Source organism: Caballeronia sp. KNU42 (assembly GCF_053760385.1).
Genome location: NZ_CM132388.1, coordinates 1,679,374 through 1,696,445, shown reverse-complemented (window position 1 = coordinate 1,696,445; position 17,072 = coordinate 1,679,374). Strand labels below are relative to the sequence as shown.

Below are 17,072 nucleotides of genomic sequence, written 5' to 3'. Positions count from 1 at the left end.
CGCTGCACATGACGTCTTCCGTTCGGCTTCGCGTTTTTTTTCTTTTTTCCGCCGGATATTTCGTCTCGTACGTATTCCGCGGGGTGAATCTCGGCTTCGCGCCCTATATAACGCACGACCTGGGTTTATCTGGTGCGGATCTCGGTTTGCTGACGTCGCTGTATTTTCTTGGCTTTGCGGCGGCGCAAATTCCCGTGGGCATGTTGCTCGATCGCTTCGGCCCGCGCCGGGTCACTGCGGGAATGCTGTTGTTTGCGGCGCTCGGGATTGGCGTGTTCGGTGAGGCGCACGGCATCGGCGCCATGATGCTGGGGCGGCTGCTGATCGGCGTGGGCGTGTCGGTCTGCATGAGCGCGGCGTTCAAGGCGCTCGCGCAGATCCTGCCCGTGGCGCAGCTGCCGATGGTCAACGGCCTCGTGATGGCGGTGGGCGGCCTCGGTGGCGTGGTGGTCGGCTCGCCGCTCGCCATCCTGCTCGGCGTGACCGACTGGCGCAACGTCTGCTACGGTCTTGTCGCGATGACCCTCGCGGTCGCGGCGGCCATCTTCTTGTTTGCGCCGGAACATCGCGACGGTGTGCATCGAAAAGCCGACATGCTCACCCAATTCAAGGGCACGTGGCACATCCTGGGGAGCGGCGTGTTCTGGAAGATCGCGTCGTTTTCCGTCGTCACGCAAGGCGTTTTCTACGCCATGCAGTCGCTGTGGATCAGGCCCTATCTCCTCGATGTCATGGGCCTGAGCGCTCAATATGCCGCGGTGCTGGTATCGGTGCTAGGCATCGCGATGATGATCGGCTGCGTCGGTTTCGGCGTGGCGGCGCGCGGCCTGCAGAAACGCGGGGTCACCGTGTATGCGTTCTGCGGCTTTGGCATGGGGCTGTTCGTGCTTGTGCAAGTTGCAATGCTTGTGCGTGCGCCCATAGCGCCGGCGTTGCTGATTGCGTGTTATGGAGTGTTCGGCGGAACCGGCATCCTGAGTTACGCGGTCATGGCCGAGTATTTTCCGACGCACATGATTGGCCGCGCCCACAGCACGCTCACGCTCGTCCTGTTCATCCTGATCTTCGGCTTGCAGGTGGGCATAGGCGCCATGCTGTCGCGCTGGCCGGCTCAAAGCGGCCACTATCCCGCAGTGGCGCATCTGAGTGTGTGGGGTGCGCTAATCGCTCTGCAGATAGCCAGCGCCATCTGGTACGTCGTGCCGAGCAGTGTTCTCGAAAAGCGTGGCGGCGTGGCGTCATGAACGCCGCATGCCCGCTGGATAAGGCCCGCAGCGTTTAACCTGGAACGCGTCTTGCATGCGATGCGTCTCAAATTTGGAGGGAAGGGCGGTTTCGGGCTATAATTCGAAAGTTTGAGCAAATCAACTTACACCCTAGCGCCTACCTCCCACTCACCGTTCATCCGCCGCGCCTTGCAACACGCGCGCATCCCGCCAAACGCCTGATTCGCGCGTCCAGATATTGGAGCCCGAATGGCAAAAACTGGCGAGTTTTGCGCCCGACGCAATCGAACGCGATGCGGTCTGCGCGCGCCACCTCACGGCCGCGCGCGACCCCACGGTCGGATGACAGGTCGGCAAGCAGGGTGTTCCAAAGGAGCCTCCCGTGTTGCCGTCATTCTCTCCCGCAATCCTCGCACTCGCCGACGGCACGGTCTTTCGTGGTCACTCGATCGGCGCGTCCGGTCATACGATCGGCGAAGTGGTGTTCAACACCGCTATCACCGGTTATCAGGAAATCCTGACGGACCCGAGCTACGCCCAGCAAATCGTCACCCTGACGTATCCGCACATCGGCAATGTCGGTGTGAACGCTGAAGACGTCGAATCCACCAAAGTCCATGCCGCCGGCCTGATCATTCGAGATCTGCCGGTACTCGCCTCGAATTTCCGCTCCGAACAATCCCTCGCCGACTATCTGAAAGCGGAAAACGTCGTCGCCATCTCGAACATCGATACACGCAAACTCACGCGAATCCTGCGCGACAAGGGTGCGCAAAACGGCTGCATTCTCGCCGGCGGTGGTGCCGATGATGAAGCCAAGGCTCTGGAACTCGCGCGTTCGTTTCCCGGTTTGTCGGGGATGGACCTCGCCAAGGTTGTGTCGACGAAAGAAAAGTACGAATGGACGCAGGCTGAATGGCGTCTGGAAAGCGGCTACGGCGAGCAGAAGGCGCCGCAGTATCGCGTGGTCGCTTTCGACTTCGGCGTGAAATACAACATCCTGCGCATGCTGGCCGAGCGCGGTTGCCACGTCACGGTGTTGCCGGCTGAGTCCACCGCCGCCGACGCCCTCGCGCTGAACCCCGACGGCATCTTCCTCTCGAATGGTCCCGGCGATCCGGAACCGTGCGACTACGCAATCGCTGCCACGCGCGAGTTCATCGAACGCGGCATTCCGACGTTCGGCATTTGCCTTGGCCACCAGATCATGGGTCTGGCCGTCGGCGCCAAGACCATGAAGATGAAAACGGGCCATCACGGCGCGAATCATCCGGTGAAGGATCTCGAGAACGGCCGCGTGGTGATCACGTCGCAGAATCACGGTTTCGCCGTCGACGCCGCCACGCTGCCCGCCAACGCAAAGGTCACGCATACGTCGCTGTTCGACGGCACGCTGCAAGGCTTTGCGCTCACCGACAAACCCGCGTTCTGCTTCCAGGGTCACCCCGAAGCGTCGCCGGGACCGAACGACATTGCGTACTTGTTCGATCGATTCGTCGGCCTGATGGAAGCGCAAAAAGTTGCAGCTTAAGACCAGAACACAGCAACACAATCATTGAGAGCAGTTATGCCGAAGCGGACAGACATCAAGAGCATCCTCATCATCGGCGCGGGACCGATCATCATCGGTCAGGCGTGCGAGTTCGATTATTCGGGCGCGCAGGCGTGCAAGGCGCTGCGCGAGGAAGGCTACAAGGTCATTCTCGTCAACAGCAATCCCGCGACGATCATGACCGACCCGAACACGGCCGACGTCACGTACATCGAGCCGATCACGTGGGAAGTCGTCGAACGCATCATCGATAAAGAACGTCCCGACGCCATTCTCCCGACCATGGGCGGACAGACCGCGCTGAACTGCGCGCTGGATTTGTTCCACCACGGCGTGCTGGAGAAGTACAAGGTCGAGTTGATCGGCGCGTCGCCGGAAGCTATCGATAAAGCCGAAGACCGCCAGAAGTTCAAGGAAGCAATGACGAAGATTGGCCTGGGTTCGGCCAAGTCGGGCATCGCGCATTCCATGGAAGAAGCGCTGCAGGTGCAGGCGGATATCGCCGCACTGACGGGCAGCGGCGGGTATCCGACCGTCATTCGCCCTTCGTTCACACTGGGCGGATCGGGCGGCGGGATTGCGTACAACAAGGAAGAATTCGAAGAGATTTGCAAGCGCGGACTGGATCTGTCGCCGACGCGCGAATTGCTGATCGAAGAGTCGCTGCTCGGCTGGAAAGAGTTCGAGATGGAAGTAGTCCGCGATACCAAGGACAACTGCATCATCGTCTGCTCGATCGAGAACCTGGACCCGATGGGCGTGCATACCGGCGACTCCATCACGGTCGCGCCGGCGCAGACGCTGACGGATAAGGAATACCAGATCCTGCGTAACGCGTCGCTCGCGGTGTTGCGCGAGATCGGCGTGGATACGGGTGGCTCGAACGTGCAGTTCGCGATCAACCCGAAGGACGGCCGCATGGTCGTCATCGAGATGAATCCGCGTGTGTCGCGTTCGTCTGCGCTGGCATCGAAGGCGACCGGTTTCCCGATCGCCAAGGTTGCGGCCAAACTGGCTGTGGGCTACACGCTCGACGAGTTGAAGAACGAGATCACGGGCGGTCAGACGCCGGCGTCGTTCGAACCGACCATCGACTATGTGGTCACGAAGATTCCGCGTTTCGCGTTCGAAAAATTCCGCGAAGCCGATGCACGCCTGACGACGCAAATGAAGTCGGTCGGCGAAGTGATGGCCATTGGCCGCACGTTCCAGGAATCGTTCCAGAAGGCGTTGCGCGGTCTGGAAGTCGGGGTCGATGGACTCGATGAAAAGACCACCAGCCGCGACGAAGTGATTCGCGAGATCGGTGAGCCGGGTCCGGACCGGATCTGGTTCCTCGGCGACGCGTTCCGCCTCGGCCTGACCGCGGAAGAAATCTTCGAAGAAACGGCGATTGACCCGTGGTTCCTCGCGCAGATCGAACAGATCATTCAGAAGGAAAAGGCGCTGGGCGGCCGGACGATCGAGAGCCTGACTAAAGACGAAATGCTGTATCTGAAGCAAAGCGGCTTCTCGGATCGTCGTCTTGCCAAGTTGATGGGTTCGGACCAGACGGCTGTGCGCAAGCATCGCCACGCATTGAAGGTGCGTCCGGTTTACAAGCGCGTGGACACGTGCGCGGCCGAGTTCGCCACGAAGACTGCGTACATGTACTCGACCTACGAGGAAGAGTGCGAAGCGAATCCGACCGATAAAAAGAAGATCATGGTGCTGGGCGGCGGCCCCAACCGGATCGGGCAGGGCATCGAGTTCGACTACTGCTGCGTGCACGCAGCGCTCGCGATGCGCGAAGACGGCTATGAAACCATCATGGTCAACTGCAACCCCGAGACTGTTTCCACCGACTACGATACGTCTGATCGTCTGTACTTCGAATCGGTGACGCTGGAAGACGTGCTCGAGATCGTCGATCTGGAAAAGCCGGTTGGCGTGATCGTGCAGTACGGCGGTCAGACGCCGTTGAAGCTTGCACTGGACCTGGAGGCGAACGGCGTGCCGATCGTCGGAACGTCGCCGGACATGATCGATGCCGCTGAAGACCGCGAGCGTTTCCAGAAGCTGCTGCAGGACCTGGACTTGCGTCAACCGCCGAACCGGACAGCGCGCGCCGAAGACGAAGCGCTACGCCTGGCCGAAGAAATCGGCTATCCGCTGGTCGTGCGTCCGTCGTACGTGCTGGGTGGCCGTGCGATGGAAATCGTCCACGAACCGCGCGATCTCGAACGCTACATGCGCGAAGCCGTGAAGGTGTCGCACGATTCGCCGGTGCTGCTCGACCGCTTCCTGAATGACGCAATCGAATGCGACGTCGACTGTATTTCGGATGGCGAGGCGGTGTTTATCGGCGGGGTGATGGAGCATATCGAACAAGCGGGCGTGCATTCCGGCGACTCTGCATGTTCATTGCCGCCGTATTCGCTGTCGCAGGAAACCATCGATGAACTCAAGCGCCAGACCGGCGCCATGGCGCGCGCGCTGAACGTGATCGGCTTGATGAACGTGCAGTTCGCGATCCAGCAAGCGGTCCAGGAAGACGGTTCGAAGAAGGACGTGATCTACGTGCTCGAAGTCAATCCGCGTGCTTCGCGGACGGTGCCGTATGTATCGAAGGCGACGAGTTTGCCTTTGGCGAAGATCGCCGCCCGCGCAATGGTCGGCCAGAAGCTGGCCGATCAAGGCATCACGAAGGAAGTGATCCCGCCGTATTTCAGCGTCAAGGAAGCGGTGTTCCCGTTCGTGAAATTCCCGGCTGTCGATCCGGTGCTCGGACCTGAAATGCGCTCGACCGGCGAAGTGATGGGCGTGGGCCGCACGTTCGGCGAAGCGCTGTTCAAATCGCAACTGGCGGCCGGTTCGCGCTTGCCGGAAAGCGGGACGGTGCTCCTCACCGTGATGGACGCGGACAAGCAGAAGGCCGTGGAAGTCGCGACCATGCTGCACGAGCTTGGCTACCCGATCGTGGCGACCAAGGGCACGGCGTCGGCCATCCAGGCGGCAGGCGTGCCGGTGAAGGTGGTCAACAAGGTGAAGGACGGCCGGCCGCATATCGTGGACATGATCAAGAACGGCGAAATCGCGCTGGTTTTCACCACCGTCGACGAAACCCGCGCCGCCATTGCCGATTCACGCTCGATCCGCATGAGCGCGCAAGCCAATAAGGTCACGTATTACACGACCATGTCGGGCGCCCGCGCAGCGGTCGAAGGGCTGCGATATCTGAAGGACCTGGAAGTCTATGATTTACAAGGACTCCATGCTCGCCTAAACTAAGGCTTCTGATTCGAGTCTCAGCAGTATCAGCAGTCTCCAAACGAAGTCTAAGTATCAAGGGCCGCGGTTAAGCGGCGTCTTCCTTTCTTACCGGGAGATGCACTTAACCGCGGTAATTTTTTTACGTCTGCATTTTTGCGTAATGAGTTGTTTATGAGCACAGTACCTTTGACTAAACGCGGCGCAGCGTTGCTCCGCGACGAATTGCAACGCCTCAAATCCGTGGAGCGTCCGGCGGTCGTGAATTCGATCTCCGAAGCCCGCGCGCAGGGCGATCTGTCGGAAAACGCGGAATATGACGCGGCCAAGGAGAAGCAGGGCTTTATCGAGGGCCGCATTGCCGAGATCGAGTCGAAACTGGCCGGCGCACAGGTTATCGATCCCACCGCCGTGGAGGCCGACGGCCGCGTGATCTTCGGTGCAACGGTCGAGCTGGAAGAGACGGCCACGGGCCACACGGTGACCTACCAGATCGTCGGCGACGACGAAGCGGACATTGACCATGGGCTGGTGTCCATCAGCTCGCCCATCGCCCGTGCGCTGATCGGCAAGTCGGAAGGCGACGTGGCGTCGGTACAGGCTCCGAGCGGCGCGCGTGAATACGAAATCATCTCGGTCAAGTACGTCTGATGGCTCATCGATTCTTTCGGATCATCGCCATGGTCTGGGTCGGCAGCGTGCTGACGCTCGGATACGTGGCGGCGCCGGTGCTGTTCAACATGCTTGACCGGACATCGGCGGGATCGGTGGCGGCGCAACTGTTTCGCATCGAGGGATTCCTCGGCGTGGTCTGCGCGCTGTTGCTGCTGGTTTTGGCTAACCGCCTCGTTCGAACGGGTTTTGCTGAATACAAGCGGACCCGCTGGGTCATCGTGGGCATGCTGGTGTGTGTGCTGATCGGTTATTTCGCGTTGCAGCCGTTCATGAACGCGCTGCGAGTCGCCGCCCAGGAAGGCGGAATGGAACTCGCGCAATCGCCGTATGCAAGCCGATTCGGCATGCTGCACGGCGTATCGACCGCGTTTTACCTGGTGGAGAGCGTGCTGGGACTGGTGTTGTTCTGGCGTCTGCCGCCTGAACGGTTTCCGACGCAATCGGTGATTCCGAAGGGAAAGACGGCCAGCGTCGCGGCACGTCGCGCGCGCGGTTAAAAAAGCCGGCCATGCCCGAGGGTATCGGGCATGACCGGCTTTCTGCTTTCCGGACGAGCCCGGAAAAGCTTATTTCGACGATTGATGGTGACGCTTGGCGCTGGGCAGACGCTTCTTTGCGCGCTTGACGTTGCCGCCAGCGGTCACACGTTCGTTGCCGCGAACCAACAGCTTTTGCTTCTTCGGCTTGCGGACGACAGGCGCGTCACGCGTAATCTTGACGACCTTGACCACGCGCGGCGCACGTCCCTTGGACGAGGTTTCGGCAGCGGCTTCGCCTGCGCTCGGCGGTGCTATGCGGTTGGCGCCGCGGACACCGGCAGCACGCGAAGGCTTGACTGCTTCGTCGCTTTCCGGCCGCCACACCACGAGCAACTTGCCGATTTGCTGGATTGGAGCCGCGTCCAGCCGGTCGCAGATGTCGGCGTAAGCTGCTACGCGGGCTTCGCGGTCGTCACCGAACACGCGGATCTTGATGAGCTGGTGTGCAGCAAGGTGCACCTCGATCTCGGCCAGCACGGCCTCGGTCAGCCCTTCGCCGCCAACGAGTACGACGGGCTTGAGCGCGTGAGCCTGGGAGCGCAGGTCGGCGCGTTGGGCGGGAGAAAGTTTGAGAGCTGGCATGAGAAGTAACGGACTCGACTAAAATGAGAGGCGCCGTAGCGTAAAAGCGGCTGAACGGTCGCAATTTGCAAAACAAAGACGGGCAGGGCGGGACGCCTTGCTCAAGAAAACGACGGACGGCGCGAGGCGGTGCGGCGAGCAACGGGCTTGATTTTAACGAATCTTTAATCGCCGGAGCTCGGACGCGGTCCTTGGCCAATTAAGCCCGAAGCACATACGAGCCTCGGGCCTCCGGCAAACCACGCTGGCAAGCACCTTGGAAAGCTCAGGGCGCAACAGCGCCGGAATCGGGCAGCCAATTCGGCTGTCCACATCGACGAAGGCTGCTTCGTAAGCTGGCCAGTAAGTTGCCCAGCAAATGAGCAGCAGCCCGAATTAGACGCGTATTATCCGCTAAAAGCACAGCTTCACGCAGCAAGAGTTCATTCTTAATGGCAAAAAACCGCTTCAATTACTCGTGGCTGCACGACCACATCAACGACCCATACGTGAAACTCGCGCAGCGCGAGGGCTATCGGGCGCGCGCGGCATACAAGCTGAAGGAGATCGACGAGCAGGACAAGTTGATCAAACCGGGCCAGATCATTGTCGACCTGGGCTCGACCCCGGGAAGCTGGAGCCAGTACGCGCGTAACCAGTTGGCTAAAGGGTCCAAGCGCGGTGAAACGCGCGAAGGCGGCATTGATGGCAAGATCATCGCGCTCGACCTGCTGCCCATGGAGCCGATCGCCGACGTGATTTTCATCCAGGGCGACTTCCGCGAAGACTCGGTACTGGAGCAATTGAAGGAAATCGTTGGAGACCATCAAGTTGATCTTGTAATTTCCGACATGGCCCCCAACCTCTCAGGTGTTGCCAGCGCGGATGCAGCGCGAATGGAACATCTGTGCGATCTGGCGCTGGACTTCTCGCAGAACCATCTGAAGCCGGAAGGCGCCTTATTGGTCAAATGTTTTCATGGCAGCGGCTATAGTCAAATAGTAGAGAAATTCAAGCATCAATTTAAAATCGTCGCACCGCGCAAGCCGAAGGCGTCGCGCGATAAATCGTCCGAAACATTTATTTTGGGCAGGCAACTCAAGCGTCGGGATTGAGAGTTGCGGGTGGAAACGGCGCCGGGGACCGGGTGTCCCGGCAGGCGTTCTCCCTGATATGTCCAAACAATCGGGTCCTGACCGCTATCTTCGCGCTAGTTATTGGCTATAGCAGGGGTTTGCGGTCTGGATTAGAATGCTTTGGTGGTGCCGCAAGGCGAATGTAGGCGCCCGTCTATGAGTGAAGGAGTGGTGCTTTGAACAACAATATGTTCTCTAAGGCAGCGGTGTGGCTGGTTATCGCACTGGTGCTGTTCACGGTGTTCAAGCAGTTCGACAAGCCCCGCGTCCAGGAAGGTGTTTCGTATTCGCAATTCATGGACGACGCGAAGACCGGTAAAGTCAAGACAGTTACCGTTCAGGGCCGTAATCTCACCGTTACTCCCGCAGACGGTCAGAAATATCAAATCGTGTCGCCTGGCGATATCTGGATGGTCGGCGACTTGATGAAGTACGGCGTGCAGGTCAGCGGCAAGGCCGACGACGAACCGAACGCGCTTGTTTCCGCGCTGTATTACCTCGGACCGACGATCCTGATCATCGGTTTCTGGTTCTTCATGATGCGGCAGATGCAGGGCGGCGGGAAAGGCGGCGCATTTTCGTTCGGCAAGTCGCGAGCGCGGCTGATCGACGAGAACAACAACGCGATCAATTTTACCGATGTCGCCGGATGTGACGAAGCGAAGGAGGAAGTCTCCGAGCTCGTCGATTTCCTGCGCGATCCGCAAAAATTCCAGAAGCTGGGTGGGCGTATTCCGCGCGGCGTGCTGCTGGTAGGCCCTCCGGGTACGGGTAAGACGTTGCTGGCGCGCGCCATTGCCGGCGAAGCGAAAGTACCGTTCTTCAGCATCTCGGGTTCGGACTTCGTTGAAATGTTCGTGGGTGTGGGTGCGGCTCGGGTGCGCGACATGTTCGAGCAAGCCAAGAAGCACGCGCCGTGTATCGTGTTTATCGACGAAATCGATGCTGTGGGCCGTCATCGCGGCGCCGGCATGGGCGGCGGTAACGACGAACGCGAACAGACGCTGAACCAGATGCTCGTGGAAATGGACGGGTTCGAGGCGAACTCCGGCGTGATCGTGATCGCCGCGACTAACCGCTCCGACGTGCTGGACAAAGCGCTGCTGCGTCCGGGTCGTTTCGACCGCCAGGTGTACGTGGGCTTGCCGGATATCCGCGGTCGCGAACACATCATGAAGGTCCACCTGCGCAAGGTGCCTATTTCGAACGACGTCGACGCTTCGGTGATCGCACGTGGCACGCCGGGCTTTTCCGGTGCTGACCTGGCGAACCTGGTGAACGAAGCTGCGTTGTTCGCAGCCCGTCGCGGCAAGCGGATCGTCGAAATGGCGGACTTCGAAGACGCGAAAGACAAGATCTTCATGGGTCCGGAACGCAAGTCAGCCGTGATGCGGGAAGAAGAGCGTCGGAACACGGCCTATCATGAGTCGGGTCATGCGGTAGTGGCCAAGTTGCTGCCTCACGCAGATCCGGTTCACAAGGTCTCCATCATGCCGCGTGGCTGGGCGCTGGGCATCACGTGGCAACTGCCGGAGCATGATCGCGTGAATCTGTATCGCGACAAGATGCTCGAGGAAATCGCCATCCTGTTCGGCGGCCGCGCAGCGGAGGAAGTGTTCCTGAACTCCATGTCAACGGGTGCTTCGAACGACTTCGAGCGCGCGACAAAGATGGCACGTGACATGGTGACGCGTTACGGTATGTCGGATGTGCTCGGCACGATGGTGTATGTCGATACCGAGCAGGACGGCATGTTTGGCAAGATGGCGTCGAAAACGGTATCCGAAGCCACGCAGCAAAAGGTCGATGCCGAAATTCGCCGGATTCTCGACGATCAATATGGCCTCGCCCGCAAGCTGCTGGAAGACAACCGCGACAAGGTCGAAGCCATGACGAAGGCGTTGCTCGAGTGGGAAACCATCGACGCAGAGCAAATCGGCGACATCATGGGCGGGCGCCCGCCGCGTCCGCCGAAGAATCTGCCGCCGCCGTCAAGTGATCCGTCGTCGGGTGGTGGAAACGCCGGCGCGGAAGTCAAACCGGGTAACGCCACGGCTCCTGCTTCAGCCTGACGCGATCCTGAGGCAAAAACGAAAGGGGCTGGTGTGACTCACACCAGCCCCTTTTCCGTTGGAGCCCACTTTTTGAGATCGCTCGAAGCAGGGTGACCGGATTGGGTTGACGGGTGACCCACTGACGGCCACTCAAATACCAAGCCGAGTTACCAGTTCCACCGCATGCGCTTCGAATGGCGGACCGATCAGCGCCTACCTATCTACCAACGTTGCCAACCCATCATCGCCTGGCTGGACCACTATCTTGTCTTCACCTCTGCCGAACAGGCCTCAGGCTGTTGTCGCTCAACCGCTTCAATGCGGCCGGTTTACGCTGACCTTTGAGCGCCCGCTGATCATGGGTATTCTCAACGTCACGCCGGATTCGTTTTCAGACGGCGGCCGTTTCGTCGCGCGCGACGCGGCGCTCGCGCAGGCCGCCAACATGATTCGCGACGGCGCCGACATGATCGATATTGGCGGCGAGTCGACCCGCCCGGGCGCGCCGCCCGTCCCGCTCGACGAAGAGCTCGAGCGCGTGATCCCGGTCATCGAAGCGTTGCGGTCGGTGGGTGTGCCACTTTCCATCGACACCTACAAGCCTGCGGTCATGCGCGCTGCGCTGAACGCCGGCGCGGATATGGTCAACGACATCTGGGGCTTGCGTCGTGAAGGTGCGCTCGAGGCAGTCAGGGACAGCACGTGCGGGGTCTGCGTCATGCATATGCTTGGCGAGCCGCAAACCATGCAGATGCATGAGCCTGTGTACCGCGATGTCGTGGCGGAGGTGCGGGAGTTCTTCGAGGAACGGCTGCGTACGCTGACGGCGGAGGGAATCAGTGCCGAGCGGATTTGCCTAGATCCCGGGTTTGGGTTCGGCAAGTCCGTGATCGATCATAATTACGCTTTGCTGGCCCATTTCGGCACGATACGGCCCGCGAATTCGCGAGTCCCGTTACTGGCTGGAATGTCGCGCAAGTCGATGCTTGGCGCGGTGACCGAGCGAACGCAACCGGTCGAGCGCGTGGCGGCGAGCGTCGCGGCCGCGGTGTGCGCGGCCGAGCGGGGCGCGGCCATTGTGCGCGTGCACGACGTCGCGGCGACTGCCGATGCATTGAAGGTATGGCAGGCGGTGCATGCTGCCAGTTACACGGCTCAACCCCGCGGCTCAACCCGCGACTCGATGAGCGAATGAGCGGCGTTTTGACGGCATAGGCATTGCGGATGCCTCGAGAGTATTGGAATTCACGGTTCGCGCTTAACTTTTGCGCAGGGATAAAAACGAAACAATGGCACGTCGATATTTTGGAACAGATGGTATTCGCGGCAAGGTCGGCGAGGCTCCGATCACGCCTGATTTCGTGTTGCGGCTGGGTTATGCAGCCGGGAAAGTGCTGGCCGGAGCGGATCGATGGGCGCAACGCGGCAACCGCCCAACCGTACTGATCGGCAAGGACACACGGGTCTCCGGGTACATGCTGGAAGCGGCGCTGGAGTCGGGTTTTTCGGCGGCGGGCGTCGATGTCATGCTGGCCGGCCCGATACCTACACCGGGCGTCGCGTACCTGACGCGGGCTCTGCGTCTGGCGGCGGGCGTGGTGATCAGCGCATCGCATAACCCGTACTACGACAACGGCATCAAGTTTTTCTCCGCCGATGGCAACAAGCTCCCGGACGAAGTCGAGTTGAAGATCGAGGCGCAACTGGAACAGCCCATGTCCTGTGCGCCGTCCGAACTGCTGGGCAAGGCTCGCCGGCTGGACGACGCGCGCGGCCGCTACATCGAATTCTGCAAGAGTACGTTCCCGGCCAGCTTTGACCTGCATGGTTTCAAACTGGTGGTCGACTGCGCCCATGGCGCGGCATACGACGTCGCGCCGCAGGTGTTCCACGAGCTTGGCGCGGAAGTCGTGACGATCGGCGTGTCGCCGAACGGCTTCAATATCAACGACGGCGTTGGCGCCACCGCGCCCGACGCGTTGGTGCGCGCGGTGAAAGAGCATCGTGCGGATATCGGCATTGCGCTCGATGGCGATGCGGATCGTCTGCAGGTTGTCGACGCTGCAGGCCGGCTCTACAACGGCGACGAGTTGCTGTACGTGCTGGTGAAGGATCGCATTACGACGGATGGGCGCGTGGACGGCGCTGTCGGCACATTGATGACGAACATGGCCGTGGAAGTTGCGCTGAAGCAGGCGGGCGTGCAGTTCGTGCGCGCGGCTGTGGGCGACCGCTACGTGCTCGAGAAGCTGCGTGAGAACAACTGGATGCTGGGCGCGGAAGGATCGGGGCATATCCTGTCGCTCGACCGGCATTCCACGGGCGACGGTATTGTCTCGGCGCTGCTCGTGCTCGCGGCAATAAAACGTGGCGAGAAGCCCCTGGCCGACCTGCTCGAGGGCATCACGTTGTTCCCGCAGAAGCTGATCAACGTTCGCATGAGCCCGGACGCCGACTGGAAGAGCAGCAACGCCATCAAGCAGGCGATTGCGGACGCCGAGAGCGCGCTGGAATCGCACGGCCGGGTGCTGATTCGCGCGTCGGGAACGGAGCCCGTGCTGCGCGTGATGGTGGAAGCGGCGTCGGAAGCGGATGCGATCGGGCACGCCGAGAGTATTGCGAAGGTCGTGAAGGACGCGACGACCTGACTGTAGCGAAAGCTTCGGGACCAAAAAACGCCACGACGGAAGCCGTGGCGTTTTTGCTTGAGAGACATCGCGAGGCTCGATTTCTACTAATGAAATATTTAAAACGAGCGTCCAACCGCAAAAAATAGTCTTACCTGGTTTGTAACATTAGACGGCGATACCCAATCGTTGAAATAATTGAAAGAAAAGTGGTCGAATCGCCTGCATCGCAGCGCCATCAAGCATCAGACCATAAACCCCTATCCCATAAGCTTTCGTGATCGTAAGCACGTTGTCACGCTGGCTTCATCATTCGTCATCGGACTGTCACATTGAGCCCCTATCCTTCGCGGTGTCGAGCCACTTGCTCACAACCCTGGAGATCACATGAAATTGATGCACACCGCGCTCGCAGGCATCGTCGGCGCAATGTTTGCGATGTCGGCTCAAGCAGCGGACATCACCGGCGCGGGCAGTACCTTCGCTGCACCGATTTACACGAAATGGGCTGACACGTACCAGAAGTCGGGCGGCGGCAAGGTTAATTACCAAGGTATCGGTTCCTCGGGCGGCATCAAGCAAATCATCGCGAAGACGGTGGATTTCGCTGGCTCGGACGCACCGCTGAAGGACGACGAACTGGCCAAGCAGGGGCTTTTCCAGTTTCCGACAGTGGTTGGCGGCGTAGTTCCGGCGATCAATGTGCCGGGCGTCAAGGCGGGCGAGATGACGTTGTCGGGCGAAGTTCTCGGCGACATCTACCTCGGCAAGATCAAGAAGTGGAATGACCCGGCTATCGTCGCGCTGAATCCGAAGCTGAAGCTGCCGGATGACGACATCGCTGTCGTGCGCCGCGCCGATGGTTCAGGCACGAGCTTCATCTGGACGAACTATCTGTCCAAGGTGAACGCCGAGTGGAAAGCCAAGGTCGGTGAAGGTTCGACGGTCAACTGGCCGACAGGCACGGGCGGCAAGGGCAACGACGGCGTCGCCGCGTTCGTTCAGCGTCTGCCGGGTGCTATCGGTTACGTGGAATGGGCGTACGCTAAGCAAAACAAGATGACCTACGTCGACATGAAGAATTCGTCGGGCGCGGTCGTCGAGCCGAAGACGGAAACGTTCAAGGCAGCGGCAGCGGGCGCAGACTGGTCGAAGTCGTTCTACCAGATCCTGACGAACGAGCCGGGCAAGGACGCATGGCCGATCGTCGGCGCCACCTTCGTGCTGTTGCACACGACGCAGGACAAGGAAGCGCAAGGCGCGGAAACGCTGAAGTTCTTCGGCTGGGCGTTCAAGAACGGTACGCAAGCAGCGAACGACCTCGATTACATCTCGTTGCCTGATTCGGTGATCGCCGAAATCGAAACGCAGTGGAAATCGAAGGTGAAGGACGCGTCGGGCAAGGCAGTCGCGCAATAAGCCGCATTTTTAAGCGGTAAGCAACAAAAGCACCTGGCTTTTTCGTCCGTATTGCCGCGCGGCATCCGCCGCGCGGCCCTTCCGAAGGTTCCCATGTCGGACATTAACTTCTCATCGACCCCACCCGCCAGCCGCGCCCAGCGTGCTCCGGGCCGGCTCGGTGATATCGTTTTCGGTGGGCTGACGCGGCTTTCCGCCGTCATCACGCTGCTGCTGCTGGGCGGCATTATTGTGTCGCTGGTGGTGGCCTCGCTGCCTACGCTTCAAAAATTTGGTCTCAGTTTTCTCTGGCGCTCCGATTGGGATCCGCAGACCGATAGTTTCGGCGCGCTCGTGCCTATCTACGGCACCATTGCCACGTCCATCATTGCGCTGATCATCGCGGTGCCGGTGAGCTTCGGCATTGCGCTGTTCCTGACCGAGCTCGCGCCCGCGTGGCTGCGCCGGCCGCTCGGCGTAGCGATCGAACTGCTCGCGGCAATCCCGTCGATTGTGTACGGCATGTGGGGCCTGCTGGTGTTCTCGCCCATCTTCGCGACGTACTTCGAAAAGCCGCTGGGCCACCTGCTCGGCAATGTCTGGTTTATCGGCCGCTTTTTCCAGGGGCCGCCTATCGGCATCGGTATTCTGTGCGCCGGCGTGATCCTCGCGATCATGATCATCCCGTACATCGCGGCCGTGATGCGCGACGTGTTCGAAGTGACCCCGGTGCTGCTGAAGGAATCGGCGTACGGCATTGGCTGCACCACGTGGGAAGTGATGTGGAAGATCGTGCTGCCGTTCACGCGAACCGGTGTGATCGGCGGCGTGATGCTCGGCCTCGGCCGCGCGCTCGGTGAGACGATGGCGGTGACGTTCGTGATCGGCAATACCAATCTGCTCGACAACGTCTCGCTGTTTTCTCCAGGCAACAGCATTACCTCGGCGCTCGCCAACGAATTCGCTGAAGCGAGTCCGGGCCTGCATACGTCGGCGCTGATGGAGCTTGGTTTGATCCTGTTCCTGATTACATTCATTGTGCTTTCGCTGTCAAAACTCATGCTGCTTCGCCTCGAAAAAGGGGAGGGTGGCAAGTGAACCGGACCACTACTCAATTCCCCGGCTCCGGCAATCCGGAACGGGAAGAAGCCACGCGCATCAAGTTGCAGCGGCGTCGCCGCGGCAAGAACGTGGTTGCGCTGGTGTTGTCGCTGGCGGCCATGGGCTTCGGCTTGTTGTGGCTCGTGTGGATTTTGTTTACGACGGTCAAGCTGGGTATTGGCGGATTGTCGATCGAACTGTTCACGCAGAACACGCCCCCGCCTAATACCGATGGCGGCGGCTTGCTGAACGCGATTGTCGGCAGCTTGATGCTCGTGGTCCTCGCCACGTTCGTCGGCACGCCGCTCGGGATTCTCGCGGGCGTGTATCTCGCCGAATATGGCGACAAGCGCTGGCTCGCCAGCGTGACGCGTTTCATCAACGACATCCTGTTGTCGGCGCCGTCGATTGTGATCGGCTTGTTCGTGTATGCACTGGTGGTCGCGCAAATGGGTCGCTTCAGCGGCTGGGCCGGCGTGATCGCGCTGGCTTTGCTGCAGATCCCCATCGTGATCCGCACGACGGAAAACATGCTGAGACTGGTGCCGAACGCGCTGCGTGAAGCGGCCTTCGCGCTCGGCACGCCGAAGTGGAAGATGATTGTCTCGATCACGCTTAAGGCGTCGGTGAGCGGCATCGTGACGGGCGTCCTGCTTGCGGTTGCACGCATCACCGGCGAAACCGCGCCGCTGCTCTTCACGGCGCTGTCCAACCAGTTCTTCTCGTGGGACATGAATCAGCCGGTGGCCAACCTGCCCGTCACGATCTACAAGTTCGCGATGAGCCCGTTCCCCCAATGGCAAGCGCTCGCGTGGGCCGGCGTGTTCCTGATCACGCTCGGCGTGCTCGGTCTGAACATCCTGGCACGCTCGATCTTCTCGAAAAAATAAGGCGGAAATCATTCCATGAACACAGTCGCAAGCGATTTGAGCGCCCGGAGCGCTAATCCGGCCG

13 protein-coding genes are annotated in these 17,072 nt (G+C 60.3%); 12 read left to right on the top strand and 1 reads right to left on the bottom strand.

The genetic code is table 11. From position 1 onward, the window contains the following. The first annotated feature begins 8 nt into the window (after nt 1–8). The 5 genes from ACSOSP_RS07555 to ACSOSP_RS07535 all read left to right on the top strand — a co-directional run bounded on the left by ACSOSP_RS07555 (nt 9) and on the right by ACSOSP_RS07535 (nt 7,199). Nucleotides 9–1,244 (top strand): MFS transporter, encoded by a 1,236-nt coding sequence (locus ACSOSP_RS07555; protein ID WP_455310388.1) that lies wholly within the window; start codon nt 9–11, stop codon nt 1,242–1,244. A 364-nt stretch (nt 1,245–1,608) separates the two neighbouring features. Further along, nucleotides 1,609–2,757: a glutamine-hydrolyzing carbamoyl-phosphate synthase small subunit gene (gene carA / locus ACSOSP_RS07550; protein WP_455310387.1), complete on the top strand. Its 1,149-nt coding sequence runs from the start codon at nt 1,609–1,611 to the stop codon at nt 2,755–2,757. Between the two features lie 36 nt (nt 2,758–2,793). Next, a complete protein-coding gene (gene carB, locus ACSOSP_RS07545) occupies nt 2,794–6,048 on the top strand; it encodes a carbamoyl-phosphate synthase large subunit (RefSeq protein WP_455310386.1) in 3,255 nt (1,084 codons plus the stop codon). A 153-nt stretch (nt 6,049–6,201) separates the two neighbouring features. Beyond that, nucleotides 6,202–6,678, top strand: coding sequence for a transcription elongation factor GreA (gene greA / locus ACSOSP_RS07540; protein ID WP_455310385.1), 477 nt, complete (start codon nt 6,202–6,204; stop codon nt 6,676–6,678). Next, nucleotides 6,678–7,199: a DUF4149 domain-containing protein gene (locus tag ACSOSP_RS07535; RefSeq protein WP_455310384.1), complete on the top strand. Its 522-nt coding sequence runs from the start codon at nt 6,678–6,680 to the stop codon at nt 7,197–7,199. The genes greA and ACSOSP_RS07535 overlap by 1 nt, the downstream gene beginning before the upstream one ends. 69 nt (nt 7,200–7,268) lie before the next feature. Here ACSOSP_RS07535 and ACSOSP_RS07530 read toward each other — a convergent pair whose 3' ends face one another. Continuing rightward, nucleotides 7,269–7,823: a YhbY family RNA-binding protein gene (locus ACSOSP_RS07530; RefSeq protein ID WP_455310383.1), complete on the bottom strand. Its 555-nt coding sequence runs from the start codon at nt 7,821–7,823 to the stop codon at nt 7,269–7,271. Nucleotides 7,824–8,254: 431 nt separating this feature from the next. On the opposite strand from ACSOSP_RS07530, the gene ACSOSP_RS07525 reads away from it, so the two are divergent. From ACSOSP_RS07525 to pstA, 7 genes are all read left to right on the top strand, one after another. Further along, nucleotides 8,255–8,917: an RlmE family RNA methyltransferase gene (locus ACSOSP_RS07525; RefSeq protein ID WP_455310382.1), complete on the top strand. Its 663-nt coding sequence runs from the start codon at nt 8,255–8,257 to the stop codon at nt 8,915–8,917. Nucleotides 8,918–9,114: 197 nt separating this feature from the next. Continuing rightward, a complete protein-coding gene (ftsH, locus tag ACSOSP_RS07520) occupies nt 9,115–11,010 on the top strand; it encodes an ATP-dependent zinc metalloprotease FtsH (protein ID WP_455310381.1) in 1,896 nt (631 codons plus the stop codon). A 340-nt stretch (nt 11,011–11,350) separates the two neighbouring features. Further along, entirely contained in the window at nt 11,351–12,187 is an 837-nt protein-coding gene (gene folP, locus ACSOSP_RS07515) for a dihydropteroate synthase (RefSeq protein WP_455310881.1), read from the top strand. A gap of 94 nt (nt 12,188–12,281) precedes the next feature. Next, nucleotides 12,282–13,640 carry a phosphoglucosamine mutase gene (glmM, locus tag ACSOSP_RS07510; protein WP_455310380.1) on the top strand — a complete coding sequence of 453 codons (1,359 nt, stop codon included), beginning with the start codon at nt 12,282–12,284 and terminating at the stop codon, nt 13,638–13,640. A gap of 366 nt (nt 13,641–14,006) precedes the next feature. Beyond that, nucleotides 14,007–15,038 (top strand): phosphate ABC transporter substrate-binding protein PstS, encoded by a 1,032-nt coding sequence (gene pstS / locus ACSOSP_RS07505; RefSeq protein WP_455310378.1) that lies wholly within the window; start codon nt 14,007–14,009, stop codon nt 15,036–15,038. Between the two features lie 93 nt (nt 15,039–15,131). Beyond that, nucleotides 15,132–16,115, top strand: a complete 984-nt coding sequence (gene pstC, locus ACSOSP_RS07500; protein WP_455310377.1) for a phosphate ABC transporter permease PstC — start codon at nt 15,132–15,134, stop codon at nt 16,113–16,115. Beyond that, nucleotides 16,112–17,008: a phosphate ABC transporter permease PstA gene (gene pstA, locus ACSOSP_RS07495; protein ID WP_455310376.1), complete on the top strand. Its 897-nt coding sequence runs from the start codon at nt 16,112–16,114 to the stop codon at nt 17,006–17,008. Before pstC ends, pstA begins: the two co-directional genes overlap by 4 nt. Nucleotides 17,009–17,072 lie beyond the last annotated feature (64 nt).

What these genes read in the sequence shown, in the direction of transcription:
- ACSOSP_RS07555 (WP_455310388.1), top strand. Translation starts at nt 9, where the DNA reads ATGACGTCTTCCGTTCGGCTTCGCGTTTTTTTTCTTTTTTCCGCCGGA.
- carB (WP_455310386.1), top strand. Translation starts at nt 2,794, where the DNA reads ATGCCGAAGCGGACAGACATCAAGAGCATCCTCATCATCGGCGCGGGA.
- greA (WP_455310385.1), top strand. Translation starts at nt 6,202, where the DNA reads ATGAGCACAGTACCTTTGACTAAACGCGGCGCAGCGTTGCTCCGCGAC.
- ACSOSP_RS07535 (WP_455310384.1), top strand. Translation starts at nt 6,678, where the DNA reads ATGGCTCATCGATTCTTTCGGATCATCGCCATGGTCTGGGTCGGCAGC.
- ACSOSP_RS07530 (WP_455310383.1), bottom strand. Translation starts at nt 7,823, where the DNA reads ATGCCAGCTCTCAAACTTTCTCCCGCCCAACGCGCCGACCTGCGCTCC.
- ACSOSP_RS07525 (WP_455310382.1), top strand. Translation starts at nt 8,255, where the DNA reads ATGGCAAAAAACCGCTTCAATTACTCGTGGCTGCACGACCACATCAAC.
- folP (WP_455310881.1), top strand. Translation starts at nt 11,351, where the DNA reads ATGGGTATTCTCAACGTCACGCCGGATTCGTTTTCAGACGGCGGCCGT.
- glmM (WP_455310380.1), top strand. Translation starts at nt 12,282, where the DNA reads ATGGCACGTCGATATTTTGGAACAGATGGTATTCGCGGCAAGGTCGGC.
- pstS (WP_455310378.1), top strand. Translation starts at nt 14,007, where the DNA reads ATGAAATTGATGCACACCGCGCTCGCAGGCATCGTCGGCGCAATGTTT.
- pstC (WP_455310377.1), top strand. Translation starts at nt 15,132, where the DNA reads ATGTCGGACATTAACTTCTCATCGACCCCACCCGCCAGCCGCGCCCAG.